Source organism: Kangiella sp., from assembly GCF_048265365.1.
Classification (GTDB): Bacteria; Pseudomonadota; Gammaproteobacteria; order Enterobacterales; family Kangiellaceae; genus Kangiella.
Genome location: NZ_JBLXBT010000001.1, coordinates 1,757,095 through 1,777,257 on the forward strand (window position 1 = coordinate 1,757,095; position 20,163 = coordinate 1,777,257).

General features: G+C 43.0%; 17 protein-coding genes. 5 read left to right on the forward strand and 12 right to left on the reverse strand.

Translation table 11 applies throughout. The features are described 5' to 3' along the window. Positions 1–34: 34 nt before the first annotated feature. The 6 genes from ACN0VI_RS08165 to ACN0VI_RS08190 all read right to left on the reverse strand — a co-directional run bounded on the left by ACN0VI_RS08165 (position 35) and on the right by ACN0VI_RS08190 (position 8,418). Positions 35–937, reverse strand: coding sequence for a cation transporter (locus ACN0VI_RS08165; RefSeq protein ID WP_026309318.1), 903 nt, complete (start codon positions 935–937; stop codon positions 35–37). Positions 938–1,113: 176 nt separating this feature from the next. Next, a complete protein-coding gene (locus ACN0VI_RS08170) occupies positions 1,114–4,308 on the reverse strand; it encodes an efflux RND transporter permease subunit (RefSeq protein ID WP_417446398.1) in 3,195 nt (1,064 codons plus the stop codon). 16 nt (positions 4,309–4,324) lie between these two features. After that, positions 4,325–5,635, reverse strand: a complete 1,311-nt coding sequence (locus tag ACN0VI_RS08175) for an efflux RND transporter periplasmic adaptor subunit (RefSeq protein WP_417446399.1) — start codon at positions 5,633–5,635, stop codon at positions 4,325–4,327. A 16-nt stretch (positions 5,636–5,651) separates the two neighbouring features. Continuing rightward, on the reverse strand, positions 5,652–6,884 hold the full coding sequence (locus ACN0VI_RS08180) for a TolC family protein (RefSeq protein WP_417446400.1): 1,233 nt from the start codon (positions 6,882–6,884) through the stop codon (positions 5,652–5,654). Positions 6,885–6,982: 98 nt separating this feature from the next. Next, a complete protein-coding gene (locus ACN0VI_RS08185) occupies positions 6,983–7,348 on the reverse strand; it encodes a hypothetical protein (RefSeq protein WP_012801194.1) in 366 nt (121 codons plus the stop codon). 137 nt (positions 7,349–7,485) lie between these two features. Continuing rightward, the gene (locus ACN0VI_RS08190; protein ID WP_012801193.1) at positions 7,486–8,418 is read right to left on the reverse strand and encodes a DNA-binding protein; all 933 of its coding nucleotides are present in this window, start codon (positions 8,416–8,418) and stop codon (positions 7,486–7,488) included. A gap of 176 nt (positions 8,419–8,594) precedes the next feature. Here ACN0VI_RS08190 and ACN0VI_RS08195 point away from each other — a divergent pair, with 176 nt between their 5' ends. Continuing rightward, entirely contained in the window at positions 8,595–9,536 is a 942-nt protein-coding gene (locus tag ACN0VI_RS08195; protein WP_417446401.1) for a site-specific integrase, read from the forward strand. A 37-nt stretch (positions 9,537–9,573) separates the two neighbouring features. Here the strand turns inward: ACN0VI_RS08195 and ACN0VI_RS08200 are convergent, their stop codons facing one another. Then, a complete protein-coding gene (locus tag ACN0VI_RS08200) occupies positions 9,574–10,002 on the reverse strand; it encodes a hypothetical protein (RefSeq protein WP_417446402.1) in 429 nt (142 codons plus the stop codon). Between the two features lie 169 nt (positions 10,003–10,171). On the opposite strand from ACN0VI_RS08200, the gene ACN0VI_RS08205 reads away from it, so the two are divergent. The 4 genes from ACN0VI_RS08205 to ACN0VI_RS08220 are packed head-to-tail and all read left to right on the forward strand — an operon-like array spanning position 10,172 to position 15,189. Next, positions 10,172–10,855, forward strand: coding sequence for a hypothetical protein (locus ACN0VI_RS08205; RefSeq protein ID WP_012801190.1), 684 nt, complete (start codon positions 10,172–10,174; stop codon positions 10,853–10,855). A 17-nt stretch (positions 10,856–10,872) separates the two neighbouring features. After that, on the forward strand, positions 10,873–12,732 hold the full coding sequence (locus tag ACN0VI_RS08210; protein WP_417446403.1) for a hypothetical protein: 1,860 nt from the start codon (positions 10,873–10,875) through the stop codon (positions 12,730–12,732). A 23-nt stretch (positions 12,733–12,755) separates the two neighbouring features. Further along, entirely contained in the window at positions 12,756–13,751 is a 996-nt protein-coding gene (locus ACN0VI_RS08215) for an ATP-binding protein (protein ID WP_012801188.1), read from the forward strand. Between the two features lies 1 nt (position 13,752). Then, positions 13,753–15,189, forward strand: coding sequence for a hypothetical protein (locus ACN0VI_RS08220; RefSeq protein ID WP_417446404.1), 1,437 nt, complete (start codon positions 13,753–13,755; stop codon positions 15,187–15,189). Between the two features lie 257 nt (positions 15,190–15,446). Here the strand turns inward: ACN0VI_RS08220 and ACN0VI_RS08225 are convergent, their stop codons facing one another. The 5 genes from ACN0VI_RS08225 to ACN0VI_RS08245 all read right to left on the reverse strand — a co-directional run bounded on the left by ACN0VI_RS08225 (position 15,447) and on the right by ACN0VI_RS08245 (position 20,113). Next, entirely contained in the window at positions 15,447–15,734 is a 288-nt protein-coding gene (locus ACN0VI_RS08225) for a cyclic-phosphate processing receiver domain-containing protein (RefSeq protein WP_012801186.1), read from the reverse strand. Positions 15,735–16,277: 543 nt separating this feature from the next. After that, a complete protein-coding gene (locus ACN0VI_RS08230) occupies positions 16,278–17,051 on the reverse strand; it encodes a type IV toxin-antitoxin system AbiEi family antitoxin (protein WP_417446405.1) in 774 nt (257 codons plus the stop codon). 196 nt (positions 17,052–17,247) lie between these two features. Further along, positions 17,248–17,772: a hypothetical protein gene (locus ACN0VI_RS08235; RefSeq protein ID WP_012801184.1), complete on the reverse strand. Its 525-nt coding sequence runs from the start codon at positions 17,770–17,772 to the stop codon at positions 17,248–17,250. A gap of 79 nt (positions 17,773–17,851) precedes the next feature. Beyond that, positions 17,852–18,697, reverse strand: coding sequence for a hypothetical protein (locus ACN0VI_RS08240; RefSeq protein ID WP_012801183.1), 846 nt, complete (start codon positions 18,695–18,697; stop codon positions 17,852–17,854). A 528-nt stretch (positions 18,698–19,225) separates the two neighbouring features. Further along, positions 19,226–20,113, reverse strand: a complete 888-nt coding sequence (locus ACN0VI_RS08245) for a LysR family transcriptional regulator (RefSeq protein ID WP_417446406.1) — start codon at positions 20,111–20,113, stop codon at positions 19,226–19,228. Positions 20,114–20,163: the final 50 nt, after the last annotated feature.

Sequence of the window (20,163 nt, forward strand, 5' to 3'; positions counted from 1 at the left end):
TTAAGATTACCTCTTGTGGAGCTTTATTCTTACTTTAGGATTTGATCTTCAATATGCGAAAACCACCAGTTAAAACAATTGAGCCAATGATAAAGCCAATGATTAAGTCTGGGTATTGCGACCCCGTCCATGCTACCAACCCCCCAGCAATAATAACACCAAGGTTGGCGATGACATCGTTAGCAGAAAAAATCCAACTTGCTCTCATGTGAGCGCCGCCATTTCGCTTTTTGGCAATTAAGATTAAGCACCAGACATTTGCTACCAAGGCAATTAAGCCAAACACCATCATAAGGTTTGACTCAGGCTCACTCCCTTGAACCAGTCTCCTCACAACTTCTGTTAATACACCCAGAGCTAATATAATCTGTAACCATCCTGATATATGCGCTGCACGGAGTTTTTTTCGGACGCCATGCCCAACGGCGTATAGTGCCACCCCATACACTGCTGCATCGGCAAACATATCCAATGAATCAGCTATCAATCCGGTCGATTGTGCCCACCAGCCGATAACAAGTTCTGTAATAAACATCACTGCATTAATAGCTAATAGCATTTTAAGTATCCCAGCTTCCTCTGCTTCTTCATTTTGTGCCGTCAACCTTGCTTTATGGATAATCTCGCTGTCCACAGCGTTAGTTGATTCCAATCTAGCCCCAAGCCCAAGAGACGTTATCCGGTCTTCTACCATGTCCCTGAGTTCAAGGTGATGAAACACTCTAACTATGCGTTTATGTGTATCAAACTCGAGGATTACACTTGGCTCAAGACTGTCCAGTGCCATTCGGATCATGCCTTCCTCTGATGGGCAGTCCATTTTAGGAACGTGGTATTCGCTTACATGTGCCCCTTCAAATAACTTGTCGTCGTTAGTAATATCTTGTGTTTCATCTGTAGCATCTGCTTTGCAGTCACGGTTACATTTCTGGCTCATAGGTATACCTTGCATTTTTTGATATTGGCTTTCCCCCTCCCCGATCACTATAGTCTAAAGCGGAGAGTCCTCGATACGAAAATGGGCGAGCTTTCAGCATTAATGGGGTGTTGGTTCAAACCATCTTGCTATTATAAAGTATTGCCGACTCCAAAATAGAGCCGGCAGATTGCTAGTTAGTGTTTCTCCTTCAACTTACCTTTTGAAAACCAGGCAAACAGAACGGGCAACACAAACAGTGTTAAAAATGTGGCTGTTATCAGCCCGCCTACGATAACACTGGCAAGCGGTTTTTGTATCTCTGCGCCAACGCCATTTGATAGCAACATCGGTATTAAACCTAACGCAGATGTCACTGCTGTCATCAATACCGGTCTAAGCCTGGATACGGCACCATCAAAAGCGGCTTCACTGACAGGTAGGCCATCCTTGATACGCTGATTGATACTTTCAACCATCACTACACCGTTAAGTACCGCGACGCCAAACAGGGTAATAAATCCGACCGAGCTGGGCACTGATAAATACTGCCCTGACAGCCAGAGTGAGAACACCCCACCAATAACGGCTAGAGGTACATTTACCAGGATCAGCATAGCCTGACCAACCGAAGCAAAGGCAAAGTAAAGCAACAAGGCAATAAGCGCCAGCGATAATGGCACGACCAGCGACAGACGCTTTTGTGCTCGCTGTTGATTTTCGAATTGTCCACCTATATCCACGGAGTAACCCGTTGGCAAATCAACTTGTTCAGCAATCGCTGCGCGAATATCTGCTACCACACTGCCCATATCACGCCCTTGCACATTGGCCTGAACGACTACTCTGCGCTGAACATCATCTCGGCGAACCTGCGGCGGGCCGGAAGCAATATTTACAGAGGCTACATCACCAAGGCGAACCCAGGCTCCTGAAGGTGCCTGCAAACGAAGGTCAGCAATAGTTTCGCGATCTTGGCGAAAACGTTCATCCAACCGAACATAGATATCATAACGTTCGTTACCATTGATGATTTGTCCAGCGCTGGCACCGCCAAGCCCATTTCGAACCACTTCCATGACATCCGCTACGTCGAGTCCATAACGAGACAATGCGCGGCGATTGGGCTTTACGACCAATTGAGCTTCACCGACAATTTGCTCCATGGCAACATCACGCGTACCGTCGATCTTTTTGACCACTGCCTCAATTGCCTGCCCTTTTTCAGCCAGCACATCAAGATCTTTACCAAAGAGCTTTATCGCTAGTTGCGCTTTAACCCCCGATAACAGCTCATCCACACGGGTGGCAATCGGTTGTGAAAAATTGAACAGCAATCCTGGATGTTGTTCCAGCTTTTGCTCCATCAGGGATTGAAATTCATAACGATTATCGGCGCTGGTCCATTCTGGCACTGGCTTAAGACCAATATAGATCTCAATGTTATTCACTGGCTCTGGATCACCGCCAATTTCGGCACGTCCAATGCGTGATAACGCATAGGTGACTTCCGGGAATTCCATCAGCATTGCTTCAAGTTTTGGAGCGACTTCAAGCGCAGTATCCAGGCTGGAGGACGGAGCGAGTGTTACCCGGAGGTTGACCGTTCCTTCTTCGAGTTCAGGCACAAACTCGGTACCCAGACGCGGTATTACTAAAGCTGCCGCAACCACGAGCGTTACAGCAATACCAACGACGACCTTACTGTGGCTCATAGCCCACGACAAACCCTTGCGGTAGAGTTTATCAAGTGGTTTCAAGACGAAACTCTCCCGCGGGCGTATCCCTTTGCGAAACAGGTAGGTGGCTAATGCTGGGACTATGATTAAAGCTACAATCAGCGCGGACAGCATAGACAGCATGATACTGATAGCCATCGGCTGGAACAGTTTGGCTTCGACCCCTTCGAAACTGAATAGCGGCATGAAGACAACTAAAATAATTCCTGTAGCAAAAAATATAGGTCTTGCTACCTCTCTGCCAGCTTCTTGCAAGCGTAAAGCAATCCCATGGCTATCATGAGCTGCATCAACAGGATCTGGATCATCCTGAACCATTGTCTGTCTATCTTTGTCATGGGTAGCATCGGGATGGGTCAAATGTTTGAACATGTTTTCGACCATCACTACAGAGCCATCCACGAGCATGCCAATGGCCACGGCAATACCGCCTAGAGACATTAAGTTTGCCGAAAGACCAAACCACGCCATCACCATTAAAGCAATACCGATGGAAATTGGAATTGAGATCAGTACCAGTAAGGTAGCACGCAAATTCATTAGGAACAGCGCCAGAATGACCACAATGAAGACAAACGCCAGTAACAGAGCATTGACAACGGTATCAACCGCTTGCGTCACCAGATCGGCCTGATCATAGTAAGCCTCGAACTTAACTCCTTCCGGTAACGCCTGATTAATACGCTCGATACGGGCATTAACCCCATCAATGGTGCTTTTGGTATTGGCGCCTAAACGTTTTAATACAATGCCTGAGACGACTTCGCCTAGTGTCTCAACTTTCCCATCCGAAGTTCGGCGTGTCATGGTCACTGCGCCCTGGCGGATTTCGCTACCCAGATTCACTTTGGCTACATCCGATACGGTGATAGTGGTGCCATCCACCGTTTTCAGGGGAACTTGACGGATCTGCTCCAGCCCTTGCTTGCCATGCTCGAGCCAGCCGGTACCTCGGATCACCAATTGCTCCTGACCACGGTTCATATACCAGCCGCCAACATTGGTGTTGTTACGCTCCAGAGCCGCCATGATATCGTTCTGGGTCAGACCGTAAGATAACAGCTTTGACGGATTCAGATCGACCTGATACTGACGCACCTCACCGCCGAAAGACAGCACATCAGTCACGCCTTCGGCCGGGATAAGCAACAACTTGACCACCCAGTCATTTAAACTGCGTAGCTCCATGGCATCGAAACCCGAACCGGGTTCGGCAACCAGTAAATACTGATAGACTTGCCCCAGCCCAGAAGTGTTTGGCCCCATTTCGGGTGTACCAACGCCCTCTGGAATCAGCTCTTTGGCAGCCTGAAGTCGCTCGAATACCAGTTGCCGGGCAAAGTAAATATCAGTGCCTTCCTTAAACACAACAGTGACGCCAGACAAGCCAGTCTTTGAAATAGACCTTACTTCTTCTACATCAGGCAGAGCGTACATGACAGCTTCAATCGGATAGGTTATCAGCTGCTCGACTTCCTCGGCAGCCAAGCCAGGGGCTTCAGTATTGACCGAGACCTGAACGTTGGTAACATCCGGAAATGCATCAAGATTCAGCCTTGGAATAATAAAAAAGGCGCTGACCGTTAGTGTAATGAGCGCAATCGCCACCAGCAAACGGTTAGTGACCGCCCAATCGACAATTCGATTAAACATAGAGTCTCCTTAGTGCTTAGTGGTTATGCGGATCAAAACCGCCTTTGGCGATTTGTGAAGCAACAAAAAATGCACCGTCGGTAACGATACGAGTTCCGGGAACAATGCCGTTAATTTCACGTAACGAACCTAGTGCTCGCTTTAGTTCAACTTCTTGAGAGCGAAACTGCCCTGGACTCTCTTCTACAAAAACTGCCCAGTCTCCATCGGGATTCCGCATGAGCGCTGACTCTGGCACAGCCAATACCGGCTCTTCTGTACGAAAACGAAAGAAGACCTCTGCAAACTGTCCCGGATGCAGCCTATGCTCCAGGTTGTCCACCAATAAGCGCACTGTTCGGGTTCGTGTAACGGGGTTTATGGTATGTGCTTCTTGGGATACTTTGCCTTGAATTCGGATATCACCAGCCACAATGTCAGCCAATGTACCGAGCGGAAGTGATATAGACTGATCTGCTGGAAGGTGTGCTTCGACCCAGAGCTGCTTCTCATTGGCCAGCTTGATCAGAGGAGAACCAGCTTCGACGCGCTGCCCCTGCTCGAAGTCGTCAGATAACACAGAACCATCGGTTTCGGCACGTAGGGTATATTCGCCCAATGCCTTAATATCTTGCGATGCCAGGGACTGCAAATCTGACTCAGCTAACCCATAGGCCTGCAACGTTGCCCGAGCCGCTTCCCAGCTGGTTTTGGCCTGGATATAACGCTGCTCTCCAACGGTTTTGCGGCCGAGCTTGCGGACTCTTTCCCATTCAGGCCAGGCGGTGCGATAGTCTGCCTGGGCCTGTGCCACATCCTCACTGAACAGGGTGACCAGTGGCTGATCTTGTTCGACATGAGCGCCCAATGCTACGTGCCGCCGTAATACAACGGAAGCTACTCGCGGTGACACTATGTAGCTAGTGTATCCATTAGAAAGAACTTCCCCTGGTGCGTAGAACTCATAATCAATACGCTTGGCAGTGAGAGGAGCAACCTGGATATCAGCAATAGTCATTTGGGCAGTATTTAGTGCCGTAGTGGCAGAAGCTTCTTCTTGATGCCCATGTCCATCTTCTTCAGTATTACTTTCGCTGTGTCCAGCCTCATCATGACTTTCATTGTGGGAACTATCGCTAGACTCATGTTCTGTATCACCATGACGCTCATGTTCATCCGTGGCGTTCGATGAGCGTTCTTCGTGAGACGAATCATCCTTATACTCAATAACTTCTTGAGCAGGCTTGCTCTTATCATGTTCGTGCGCCTCACCACTCATCGTTTCTGCAAGCCCTATGCTTGGTGCAGTCATTGCGGCGCTTAGCATCGCTATCAATAATCTATTCATGTTCATTATCCTATCTTTAATTCAGTGGCTTAGTCGCAGTTGGTGCAACAGCTTTGAGCTGGCCGGAGTGCAGCAACACTTCGGTTAACGCAAGCTGTGTGTGCTTTTCGAGTGAGATTCCTGCCAGCAAGCTCTCCGAACGCTGGTTGAGAGCAAGCAGGTAGTCAGTTGTTGATAGATCACCGCTTCGCCACTGGCTTTCCAACAAGTCAGCACTATTTTCAACTCTGCCATGAGCCAGCTCGAGCCAGCGTCGGTATTGCTCGTCATAACGTTTCCAGGCAGCTTGTGCAGCCTGCCAGTCAAACCGTAGATTGCGATAAACGGCCAAGAATCGGGCCTCTGCTTCTAGTGCTGCACGATTAGCCACACGAGTTTCGGCACTGTAGTCATTACGTACATTCAAAGGAATTGAGAAGGTCAGGCCGACAGTATTTTCTCCACCGTCGCGACCAGCATTGACTCCAAAGGTCGGCTCTGCTTTGGCTGCGCGGCGGGTTGCTTCCGCTTCTTCCTTGATGGACTTCCAGCGAGCCTGAGCGCTGGCAACATAGGGATGTTGTAACAACTCCTGGTCAGTAATTGACACCGGCTCCGAAGGCCAGAAATCTTCGGGAATGCCTCCTTTTTCAGGAGTCCACTGTGGCAAAAGTTCGCGCACTCTGCTTTCGGCTTTTTGCAAAGCGACTTCAAGCTCAGCAACCTGTGCCAGCTGTTTTGATAAAGATAGAAAGGTGAGCTCAGCATCAATAGTGCCTATATCTCCTGCTTTTTGGCGCTTTTCAGCCACTTGCAATAATGCATTAAGTTGCTCTTTTTGTGCCTGAGCTATAATGGCGGCTTGATTACTGGCACGCCACTCAACCAATGCTGATAGAGCCTCAGCAGTCTTACTCATAACCTGTTGCTGATACTGGGCTTTAGCTGCTTGTCGGATAAAAGCCGCCTGCTGCTGTTTAGCACCTCGTCTATCCCACCAGTCAACCGTTTGAGAAACACCTACACGGTAGTTATTTTCTTCACCAACCTGTTCCAGCTCAGAAGATAACTCCGGGTTGTAAAGTGGCTGTTCCGCTGCGTCCGCAGTAGCTTCCGAGCCTTGCAGTTGCTCGCGGGCCGCGATGATGTCTGGGTGCTGCTTTATCTGTGATGCCAGCCAGCGCTCCCAATCAACGGGTTGCGCTTGCGCTGAAGCCGACAGCAAATAAATAACGGCACACATCGCATAAGAAACTGATAGTTTCTTCATGAAATTTCCTCACAATTAAAATCAAAGTACATCAGGCACAGCTGGGTTGGCATTTGCACAACGCTATACCTCAGAATAAAAGTTTATTTGTACTGTATTTAACTGATCGGAGGGGGATTATCAGGGAATGCTATATGGGAACTGTAATGGGAAGGGTTGCCTAAAATAGCCCCCTTTTGATAAAGAGAAGCAGAGATATCTTGGCGACCCAGAAAGAAAGGGTGTGATGAGCCATGACAGTGACAACAATGGTGGCAATCAAGCTGGTAGCTTTTGCTCTTTTCTGATTCTAACCAACGCTTGTCATCATCTGGTATTGGAGAGGAGTGAGCTTTTTGATGCTCGTGATCAAAAGTAAGATGCTCAGAACCGGATTGATGAAACTGATGGACGTCCGCCACAGCAACTACCGATTGCAGGGCAATCAATATGGCTAGAGCGAAAGTTAAAAGTTGACGGTTCACGGTAAAAAAGAGTCTCTACTCGTTCTCATAAATGCAGGGCAGTAGACTAGCAGATTATCAGTTAGTTCACAAAAGATAAGTGGATACTAACCAACTATTACACAGCTTTGTGGTTAAACGCTAGCTTTCAGACTTGGCTACTTCCTGTTTTTTGCGAGTTTCTTGGGCGATTTCAATTCCTCAATCTCATGCTCTAGCTGCACAACGGAAGTGTTTAGCTCATTGTTTTCTTTGGTTATAGCATCAAGTTGCGCTAGTAGCTCCTCTCTGTCAGTACTGGCTGACTGCACCTTTTCAGTTAACGTTTTTAATGAGTTTTGAAGTTCGCGCTGTGACTTGGCCAACAACCGCTTTTCGGTGATTAGCTCAGCGTTCTGACGGTTCAACTGCGTGAGTTCTGACTGTTGAGAGGCAATGGTTTGCCCCAGCTTTCGCTGCTCTGCTCGCAATCCCGACACTTCTTCAGCGTGCTTGCGCTCTTGTTGATCACGTTGTTCTTTGGCGGATTCGCGGAAGTGGCTCAAGTTGTCATAACTGTGTTGCAGACTCTTCTCCAGATCGATAATTCGTTCATCTTTTTGTCGACAAACGGCTGTAAGTTCTTTCAAGTCACTTTGAATACCTTGCAACTCAATGTTCAGTTGCTCACTCTCACGGCTGGCAGTATTGAGCTTCGCCTGTAGTGAGTGAATGTTCTCACTTAGAGCTTTATTTTGCTCTGTGGCTTGGCTTAACGACTCCTCAAGTCCTGACTTTTCTTGATTCCAGGCCTGACGCTCATTCTCAAAAGCTTGCTCCATGTCTTCAATGGTTTTATTCGCTTCAGCGTTGAGCCTGGCAGCAAGCTGGCTTACCAGGTGCCCAATGGCGTCGGAGACTTTGACCTCGGTGAGTGTACCGTTAGTACGGGTCTTTTTAATATCTTTGAGGTATTTTGAGATGGTGGTTTTGGAGCCTGTGTTACCCAGCTCAGCTCGTATTGCATCAATTGATGGGTTATTAACACCCTGTGAAGTCAATGACTTATATGCTTTTTCAACGTCATATTGAGAAATACCGATGCGCGCCATTTTTGAAACCTCTGATTATTTTGTACTGTATTGTGTAATATGTATATACATACTATTTCTATACTCTTTACATGTCTATAGCTTTCGATGTTTCATTTTGGATAATAATAGATTATCTATTGTGACAGGCATTTTTGGACGATATGATGAGATAAAGTCGTACATAACACGCATATATGCCCAATTCTAAAAATACTGATTTAGTGAGTTTTTACGTCAACGCAGCCACTCGCGAAAATACGGTACGCAGTTACCGTACCGCCGTTGAACACTATGAACGTCACTGGGGTGGGCTCTTACCTGCCACTCCAGCTGCGATTGCACAGTATCTCAGTCACTACGCTGATAAGCTGACTTCAAGCACCTTAGCGCACCGGTTGGCCGTACTTGCAAAATGGCATCATGAATACGGTTTTCCAGATCCTACGAAAGCACCATTAGTAAAAAAAGTAATGAAAGGTATCCGAGCAACGCATACATACCAAACCAAGCAGGCTCGGCCTCTCCAATTAGAAGAATTGAAAATCATTATTCAGTGGCTTGAGGAGTCGATAAAGGAGTCAAAGGATTATAGGAAAGGATTGAGACTCATTCGAAATAAAGCCATTCTGCTACTCGGGTTCTGGCGTGCTTTTCGAGCAGATGAACTCACTAATATAGATGTTGAGTACGTGACCGTTATCCCCAACAAGGGAATGTCACTGTATTTTCCTACTACGAAAGGCGATAGGGATAATAAAGGGGTGACCTATAAAGTTCCAGCTTTGCAAAAACTCTGCCCTGTCACCGCTTATCAGGAGTGGGTTACGGCCGCTGAATTAAGCAAAGGACCGCTATTTGTAGGGATCGACCGCTGGGGACATTTTAATCATAAGAGCATGACATCCAATACAATCATTAATATTGTTCGAGAGTGTGCAAGAGGTGCTGGACTATTATACCCTGATGCCTTTAGTAGTCATTCGTTACGACGGGGGTTCGCATCCTGGGCCGACAGTAATGGCTGGAGCCTTAAAGAGCTTATGGAATATGTAGGTTGGAAAGATCCTAAAACAGCAATGCGCTATATCGAGTCATCCCATATAACGCAACAACGGTTCATTGAGCTGCACCATTAAACGAAGTAATATTGATTTAAAGTGTCAAATTCATCTTTCAGATTATTGAACAAAATTTTGTTCTGAAATGACTCCATAGTAATTTTAGATTAATGATGGTTGTGGTTTTGCTGTTCAGGACAAATTGATAAAAGCTAGTATCGTCTGCATGGAGCAGCTGGTCAGCTTTTGAGTCATAACTTAGTATCCAAATATAATTAAGCTCGCTGTCTCTTTTTAACAGGTCCACAATTTCCTTAAGAGTATTTCGTAGCCTTTGTTGCGGTAGGTTGGCGGGTTTCAGATTCACTTCTTTAATTAGGTGAACAATCAAAGAAAAGGCAAATACTTGAATGATATCCAGCCCCTTTCGATCAAATTCACTCGGTGTAAATACAGGAAACCAGTATTCGAATTCCCCTCTAGTGATCCCAAGTAATTCACACACTTGAAAACGTTTGAGGACGAGCTTGGTTGTCTTACTCATCGTAACCCCTTATTCAGTTTCTCACACAAATTAATGTGCAGGTCGAGCAGACACTAGGGGCATGCCCTACATGCAATTGAGACTTAGTTTTCAGGATGTGATCTGCTAATACAATACGCATTAGCATTGGGCGGGAAACGATTTCCTGCAGTTGAACAAGGTCAAATGAATGACAAAGAATAAGCTCCTAGAGGTTATGACAGATAAGTCGGTAGACTTTCTGAGACATCCAGTATGCCATCATACACCACTAAGTTTTCGTCGCAAAACCAATTACTATGAACAAATCATGCTTAAGCACCCTCTTCCATCGCCGTTTCATTCCTTAGCAGAATATCTGCATGGCGGTCTGCTTGAAGCGGATCCCTCTGTGCAAAGTTATGTCCCACAGCCGTATCAATTTAAAATTAATGGTAAGCGGTACATTCCGGATGTTTTCGTGATTCGAGGCAATCAAAAGATAGTGATGGAAATTAAACCAGAAGCCCAAACCCCATTTCACTACGAGCAATATTTGGAGCCATTTTTACACAAATACCAAATACGATTTGAGGTGATAACCAACGAATCCATTTTAGCGCAAGAGCAAAAAGCCGTGAACTGGCTTAAAATCGTTCAAGTGCTTGTCGCGGCAAATAAATCCCGGATCAGAACCACCCAGTTACAAGATGAGATCATGTCGAAGCTGTTAATGTCAGATGAAGGAATTGAGTTAGGCGATTTCATAGATAGTGGTGATAGGCAAAGAACTTATGCAACGGAAGTCGCTGTCTTTCGCTTAGCTCATGCCGGGCTCATCAGCCTGGCTCTGGAGCAGTCTGACTTGGGCTTTGATACGGTTTTGAGCTTATGAATGGATTCCGCTCTACTTTGATCGAAAAACCTGAGTTGAATGATCTCAACAATTGGCCGATGCATGTGGATACAGCCACGATGTCTTCTAAAAACCGTGCTAAGTTCATCAGAAATGTTGAAATAATAAAATACTTTCAACAAGGAGTGAGCGTAAAAAAAACGGCCATGACTCACAATGTCTCGCCTAGCATGGTCTATTATTTGCTCAATCGAGCCCTGGGAACCTATGATGGTGAGCCCCCTGCTTTGTATAAAGGGTTGATCCCCAATCTTATCCAACATGAAAAACAACGCCAGTCACCAATGCCGACCTTGGCGGATGGCCGTGGTTCCGTCTTTGCCTTTAAAGCTCTGCTAAAAAAGTATCCAGATATCGAAGTTGAATTGCAGGCTAAAATAAAAGCCAGCTACCGTGGGACTGCTACCAGTGAGAATCTTACACCGAACATTCTACATAAAACTTTTTTATCGCTGTTAATTCAATTTGGTGTTCCCAAAGATCATTACCCCTACACCACCCAATCCCTAGCATACCAAAGTGTTCGACGTTATTTTCATGATTACCTATCTGAGCTGAGATGCCCCGAAAGTAGGCCCTGGCGCGAGAGTATCAGTAAACGTTCGGACATGGCTTTCGAAGAAATCCAAATAGACGAGCAACATTTCGATTGTGAGACAGCCATAGAATTCGAGATTTTTGGTCGTCGAACGCTTGTTAGAGTGAAGCGGTTCTGGATTGTTATGGCCACTGACTGTTCTACTGGCTGTATTTTGGCATTTCATTTCAGCATCAACCTTCGGTGCAGTCAGTGGGACATCATGAACGTTTTGAAGCAAATTCATTATCCGAAGCCGAAACTGACCATCCAAACGCCATCCCTTTCTTACCCCGAAGGACCAAATCTTAACGATTTAAAAGCATGGTTGCCCAGAGTTCAGATAGGTGTGATCAGTCTTGATAATGACATGGCGCATTTCGGAAACAACTGTATCCAATACGCTCACGATCAACAGGCATGCTTACATTATGGTCATCCAGAAAACCCTAATGCAAGAGAGCAGATCGAGCGACTCTTTCTCATGATCAACACTGTGACTCATAGACATCGTTCAACAACTGGTTCTCATTCACATGACCCTATAAAAGAAAGCAAGCGTCTTAAGAAAAAACCGCCCAAGGTCAATGTTCAAACGTTACTGGAAATGATGAGCATTCAGATTGCAGAATACAATCAAAAACCTCAGGCAAGGCTAGGAGGCATCTGCCCCGTTGAAAAGCTGAAGGAATTAATTCAACACCAATACTATTGTATGAGACCACCGCAAGCACCACAAAGCCAGCTGGTAAAAGATCCAAAACTACGAAAGCTTCACTTTAGCAAAACAAAAAAGCAGCATCCTTGGGTTAACTTTTATGGCGTAAGATACACCGTTATGGACTGGTCAAAATCTGTAAATACGACCACTACCGTTTCGATAGAGTTTGATCCGCAGGATATCCGAAAAATCAAAGCTTACCTCCCAAATGGTGATTTCATAGCGGAGCTGATCGTTCCACGAATGTGGAGACGCTATGCACACGGTATCGTCACACGTAAACGTATCATAAAGACGACCAAAAATTTGCTGTTCGCATCAGGCGATGCTTTTACGGAGTACTTTACTATCTTACAAAAAAACTTTCATAAACCCAGCGTCCAGCTAGAAATGGTACGGCTTGGCTTCGAAAATTCACAAAGTAGAGAGTTAGTGTTGGACATGGTAAAAACAGACGACTTGAGTGAGGTTGGGTTCAGCTCTAATTCGTATGAACAGTCAGCAAACTACATTAGTTCCCAAATCAGGATGCCCTGGGAACAAGTGAAAATCTCCTGAGATACATCGCAGAGGTAAGCTTTATGCAATGGATGGAACACTTTAAAGAACTCGCTATGAACGACGACGCATCTAAAATCGAACACCCTTTAAAACACCCTGAGTTATTGCAGATCCACACTTTGGAGAATGAGGGATTACTTCAGTTTTGTTCCAGTATTATTAGACGTGGATTGCCTGGTGCGCTCATTTATGGATACAGCCGAAGTGGCAAATCTACCAGCACTAAGATTATTACACCTTTTCTAAAAGATGCAGATAATCAATCGATCCCGTACGAAATTATTTATATTGCTTCAAGAGATCGCAAAACCAGTAGAGGTGCTTGGCGACAACTTGCATTCAATTATGATTTTCCTTTAAAAAGCAGAGCCACTAGCGATGAAATATCGCAACACTATATTACATATCTACTCGACAGGTGCTATGAGTCACAAAGTAAACGACTAGTGCTTATGGTGGATGAGGCACAACGGCTGTCGATCCGACAGTTTTCTATATATGCTGAGATTTATGATCGATTAAAAGATTCCTTTGGAACCCTTTGTCATATTTTTTTCATTGCCAACCTAGATAATTTTAAGGATACATATCGGCTTTTACAGGAACGGGAAGACACCCACATATACGAACGATTTTTCAAAAGAGCTTACTTTTATCAACCTATTACTAAGCTTGAGTCTGTCAGTCATATTCTTAGTGAGTACGACCGACTCACATTCCCGACTACTTCTGATGTGAGTTACTCACAATATTTTTTAAAAAAAAGTGGCAAAGAGTACGAAACATTTAAACTCCAAAAGTACGCAAGCCTAATCTGGCAAGTGTTTTTCGAAAAATTTAAAACTCCGTATAAACTCAAGCACTGGTCCACAGAAAGTTTTTTCTGTTTTGTCAACCTGTTTATAACCCATTATTTACCTCAACCTGATGTCACAGATATTAGTTTCGAATTAATTGAGCATTGCATTAATAACAGCGACTTAATTGTAGATCAAGTTAAACTTGAGGAGCTTTAAAATGAATTTTGGCTTTGATTTTATATGCCCTTTTGAATCAGATGTATCACTGCGACATCATTTAATCAAATGTAACCCTCTATACAGTAATCCACAATTGAATTTACTCACCGAAGCAGAGCAGCTGAATCATCACAAAGGACAAGCTAAATTAATCACTAAATACATGCAATGGTGCGAAAAATCAAAATATACAGGTGTACTAAGGCCGGAAGAATATAGGCGCTTTCCTACCAGGCTGAAACCTAAAAGCTGTCCTGATTGCGCAAAGATTGGCTTCTATAGCCATTTCTACAATTATGTGTGGATGAAGCGATGTCCGATTCATAACAAACGACTTACCAAATACTGTCAAGCATGCAAAAAAGGATGGCTGGATTCTCTAAGTAAAGACAATAAGTGCACAAAGTGTCAAGTCGATGAACAGTACTATAACTATTTAGAAGCTAGAGTAATTGCGAAAAATTCTTCAAAGGTCACACTGGTGCGAATATATGAACTCATACAGAAATGTAAAGACAACAGTAAAAATCGATTAGTCTATTCGGATGAGCTGGATAGTGAATTATCCCACTTTATAGATATCACACAGAGCAAGCTGTTTCCTTCCTACCTAATCAAGGAAGACCTTACTTCTAGCAAATCAATATCTGCTGTAGCGTCTAAAACCTACGCATTACATAAGCAATCGTTCCAGCTTGATAATAATATAATACTAGCAGAACCAATAACGTACGATGACTTAAAAAAAATACCAAAGCTTAAGGATTCTATAATAAAAGCAACAACCAGAGCCAACAAAGTAATCAGGCAATCACTGGAAACCCTTGATCCATCGCTTACTCTACTGCCATTCATAACTCATGCCAAAGTGAGGTTTTGCTGCCCTTACTGTATGGCTTATTCTTGTTGGATGCATTTAATAGAATCAAGTATTAAACAAATTGACAAGAGCGTTATTATCCATAGTATTGCCGCATATGTGTTTTCTGAACAAAAACTTAAGAACCCATTTACACTCGCTACCTACATAAAGCCAACAGATAAAACCGCCACACTAATTGAAGAATTATCGTATGTCACCCTTTTGTATGCTTACGTCAAAATTCACTGTATGTTCTTGTCTGCATTCGATCTGTACTATAATAAAAATTCAGACTTGATTTTTATCTATGAAATCGATGAATGTATGCGCTACTCCAGATACAAGGTTTCTTTCCCACTTGAGCTAATACTCGACACCCACGAAAACACTACTGCACTGTTATATCCAAAGCAAATTTGTAATAAGATATCTCTTCCGAAATGGAAGCACACGATATCAAATAAAGATCATTCTGAAATGCTAAAAGTTAATTGTCGATTTAAGAAAGATAAAAAGATTATGCGCAAAGGATTTGAGGAAGAACTAAAGGTTTTAAAAGATTTTTTTAGTTGAGCGCTACTCGAGAGACCTTCAATTATAGGTCTCGTGAAAATTTAAAACTGATAATTGTTACATTGAACCGGTAGCTGAAAATGCCTTGCGCCTCCATGACTTTGCGAAGGACATTTTTCGTATTCGTGCAATTCATCTGCGAGCAAACACCCTCTCTCATTATTATAATTGTCATATTGATTACTGACGCTTTGACTAAGCTACTGGTACAGAGCGCAGTTAAGTACTAGTGGGCTTGAGTCCTTGGTTATTTGTTTTTACTTTTTTGCATAAATATTGTTTATACCCAACTCCATTTTTTTGCGAGCAGAAGAATTCGCAGAATGTACTTTGATTATCGGTGGCGAAAATTGGTTTAAAATAACCTGTTCTTCTATCCACAGTACTACGTCGTATCCCGTTCCGTGATCATCATCTCCAAGATCATGATCTAAACTTATCTCTTCTACATTACCAGTTTTCAGCAACTCTATAGCTTCTTCTGGCCAGTAGACTCTTGTCCACCCATCAGGGGTTTCTCTCTCATCATCAAGGTAAATTTTCACTGACAGATACCGTTTTTGCACATAATATTATTTACCTCATTTTAAACTTACTTTACCTCAATGGATAATAGCAAAGTCAATGTCTTTGGAAAAACTATTTTCTGAAAACCAAACTCTTCGTATTTAGTGCAGAATACTACTAAGCAATTCACTGACCCTATGAAAGTTGAATTAATTTAGTTGGTCGTAAAAACGACCAGTTATCTAAAACCAGTTCGTTGAGCTTAATAAGCACTTGAATAATCAATCAGAATGCTAATGATTGTTAGGGCCTTCAATCAACCGATTTCAATCTATAACTATAAGTACGAATATAACAGTCAAGCCACCTATTACGATTATTAAGCTAGCAGGTTGCATATTAAAAGTACCCAATGTAGTTATTGTTGAATCATAATCACTACTGAACATAGCTATGATAACTGCCGAAGTGACCAGGAATCTGACTAGCAAAACAAAAAAGCCGCTTTTGTCTGGGCAATGCTAGCTTGAGTTTTGGCTAGTAATCCTCTGGTATAACATCCTAGAGTAGTTTTACTCCTACTATCCATTATTGTCTTCGAGTTTCTTGGGGACGGTTATTTTATATTTTGGCACATAGACACCATTCTTAACGATGCTACGTTTACCGCACCCTAAATCCAGCTCATCTATTTTTATATGATTAAACCAGGCATGTTCAGCTTTTTCAGCCATATACAAGAATAAACGCTTCGCTTTTACTGAGGTGCAATTTATTAGTAACTTGTTTACGTTAGCTGGCCTTAAATTATTCAATCCCTCCATTAGTTCATACACTTCTAATAAAGGCTGCTTCTGGGGAGCCTGATATAAACACTCAAGTATAGCTCTAGCTGGACTAGAGACTTTCACTGTAAACCCTTTATACTCAAAGTCTATTAGGCCTATATCTGGAGGCAAAAATGAAGAAAGCGTGGTTTTTAGCTCTAACCCCCAATCGTATTTTCTAAACCAACTAGGCAGGTTTTCATGTTCACTTCCAAAGAGTTGAGCTCGTTTGGTAGATACTTCTAAATAATGAGATTTACCCTGAAGTGATAAGGCCGTCTTCCCTCCAGGGTGAACAGACAGGCCAAGCTGTGATTGCAATGCGCATATTCCAGCAAGATAGTCTACTTTCTTACCATGGCGCACTAGTGCGCCAGTGCCTATGGAGTCAAACCACTTGCTTTTTCTATAGCGCTTTTGCAAATCGTAGCTATAACCCTCTTTAGCAAGCCATGAGGATGTCAAAACAACATCTTCTGGCTGACTACGAAGAAGCCGGTTTAATTTTGAATCATTTAAGGTACTCATGGTACCTATAATAGCACTTATTTAAAATTTTTCGTGCTTTAAGTTTTTTTAATGGCAAACTGGTATACTCTGAGTACCTTTATCTAACAATTATCAAACTAATTTCATTCTACCATTATTAATTAGTTCTGGATGGTGGTTTTCATAAACCCTTTTTGCTGAGCGTAGCGAATCCGCAACATTGCCTTGTTATGGCTTACCCAGCACATAGAATCGGCCACCCATTGCTTGCACGCCAAATTTGCTCACCGAGCTTTAGAATAACATTTCGGTGTGCTTTTGAAGCGGGTACTATAGTGTTGATTAGGTAATGGAACTTCCAATCGTAGTCCTTTATTTCTTGGTAATTTGCCAAGGCCAAACCTGCGGTGCCCAAGTGCGCAAAAGTATGCTCTCTGGCCCTATTAAGTAAATTTTTTGCCATCCCTGAATAGACGACTCTAAAGGATTGGCCGCCAATTACACCATCACTTCCCACGCAGCTTAGTAATGAGCCAGCGCGTGAACTAATGTTGTAATTACGACATTTCTTCTGATCTCCATCATTATTCGTATATTTGGATGGTGGAGACGATAAATTTACTAGAACTTCGATTGGAGTATTGGTTTCAATAAAGTACCAACCTGAGCTGCTTGGGATGGCCAGATGCCATTGTGAGTTATCAAAATCAATATCTTTGACCTTAAACTTTGATGCCAACATACTTGTTATTTCTTGCATAATTTTCCTATACCATAAACGCTCCACTCACCGGAATTTTAGGAGCGTAGCGAGTAAAATATCCGAGTGCAGTGGCTTGTTAGGATGCTTTTCTGCAATCATTTATCAATTCATCAAACTCAAAACTAATAATATCAGTTTTAAATGGCATGTTAGAAAGAAGGTCTTCAAGTCGCTGCATAGCTTCGTTATTTATTTCATCGCTTACTAAAACAAATGTAACTTTAAAACCAAGTTTTTTTGAGTCGGATAATCGCTCATATATGTGTCTATAGCGAGATATTTGATCTTCAAACCTACGAGAATTAAAGAATCCACTCGATATTCTACGATGATATTTAATATCAAATGCATTCAAACTATTCTCGGTAGCGATAGCAGCATCAAGCCTGAAGTCCATACCATCCAAAGATAAGCTTAATTCTCGCTGAAAATTCTGACCTAGGTCTCGAGAGAGTTTTTTGAAAACAAGATCTTCAGCCATTCGGGCTTCATCTCTTCTAGCTCTGAAAAGCATACTTTCAACTCTCATTCTTCGCTCTCGATCTGTCTTGTTGAAGTCTAAAACATCATGAGATTTGAATATTTCGTTTGCGTCAAAGTCCAAAACCCCGGGGTTTATTTCTTCATCTACATCATCTACAGTTTGCTCTACAACTAAAGACTCCCTTTTATGCAGTAGATTTAGGAAGTTATCTTCATTCTCAAAATCTGATGGAGCATAAAGCACTTTGTAATTCCAGTTTAATGTAATGAAGAAGAGTAAAACAAGTGCAAACGGGAACAGCATTAAAAACCAGATATAGGTTTGCTGATTCGCCTCACTAATAAAGGGAAGCACTGCGCTCCCTGAAACTTCAGCAATTCCAGCAAAAATCGCTATAACCGTAAGTGGATTTTTTATTGTCGATATCGGTTTAGGCATTATGCCTCCTTTGCATCCTAACATTATATTACCGGACAACGCCGATAACCTCTCGATTTAAGGTAGCTTGTTTTTAATGTCCACTTTTAAGGCTAATACCATATAACATCGGACATTAAATTCTCTTTTCCCCAATGGATAGTAGCAAAATCAATGCCTTAGGAAAACTAATTTCTACCCCCCCTCATTCATCCAGCACAACAAAAGATGACGCACTTTAATTAGTCGTAAATTAGACGAAGTCTAAATTTGGTCACACTTTTTACAAGTGAATGTGTTTTATGAAAATAAATTGTTTGGTGTCATTGTAATTTACAAAGGTATGTGTAAAAAACACTTTATAAGATACTGAATTTCTGTGAAAAAAATTACAAGCCTATATGTAAACGAGGGAAAACTGGGTGTATGACCAACTAAAGTACTTCACTTTTAACAACTACAACTTATGCCTTCATACGCTTACGCTTTGATAATCCACTCTCATTTCCCAAAACATTGGCATAAAGTGTTTTATGGGTTCAGCTACTTCTATGTATAGTTGTGATTAATAGCCGTTAAGTGTTTTGCCAAATAATCAAAAACAAACCTAATGCGTTGACTTTGTTTAAGTTCCGAATGACAAACTAACCAAGTGCTGTAGTTATATACGGATTCTCCTTTAGGTAATACGCATTCGAGGTCTGCTAAAGTCTCACCAAGGTTTGTTGGTAATAACGCCAAGCCCACCCCTATTTTTGCTAACTCAATGTGGGTTAGTTGAAAATCACTAAAACTGAGAAAGTCTACTTGCTCTTTTGTAATTCCTCCCTTGGCTAAGACTTCTGTTAGATAGTCAGTTTCAAGAAAACCTATCACGGGGAACCTGCGTGCTGCTTTATTTTGGGCCTTTACCTGAGTACACAACTCTGGTGTACCATACAGGCTAACGCTAGAGTCTCTTAGTTTACGTATTATAAGGTTTTCCTCTGTTGGTCTATAGTTACGAATAGCAATATCAGCGTTACGATGAATAAGATCTGCACTATCATTTGAGACTTCTAGCTTAATTTGCAAACTGGGTTCAAGCACTCTTAATTTAGCAATCAAAGTCGGAAGTATGAATACTGCATCAAGTTGGCTTGCAGCAATGGTGACCAAACCGGCAAGTGAGTCTGTAGCGCCTTTTGCCACAAGGATAGCTTCGTTAGCTCCCCTTTCCATCACCTTTAAAGATGCAAGTAGCCGCTCTCCTTGTGGAGTTAAAAATAAGTTATTTTTACTACGTTCAAATAAAACGATACCGAGACTTTCCTCAAGTGACGTTACGCGCCTGCCTATCGTTGGTTGACTTGTACGTAGCTTCTTTGCGGCGGCCGTCAGGGAGCCACTCTCAGCCGTCACAATAAATGCTTTCGCATCATCCCAGTCAAAATCCATGCTAATCTCTCAGCTCACAAATGACTTCAGTATACATTTTTGTATAGTGA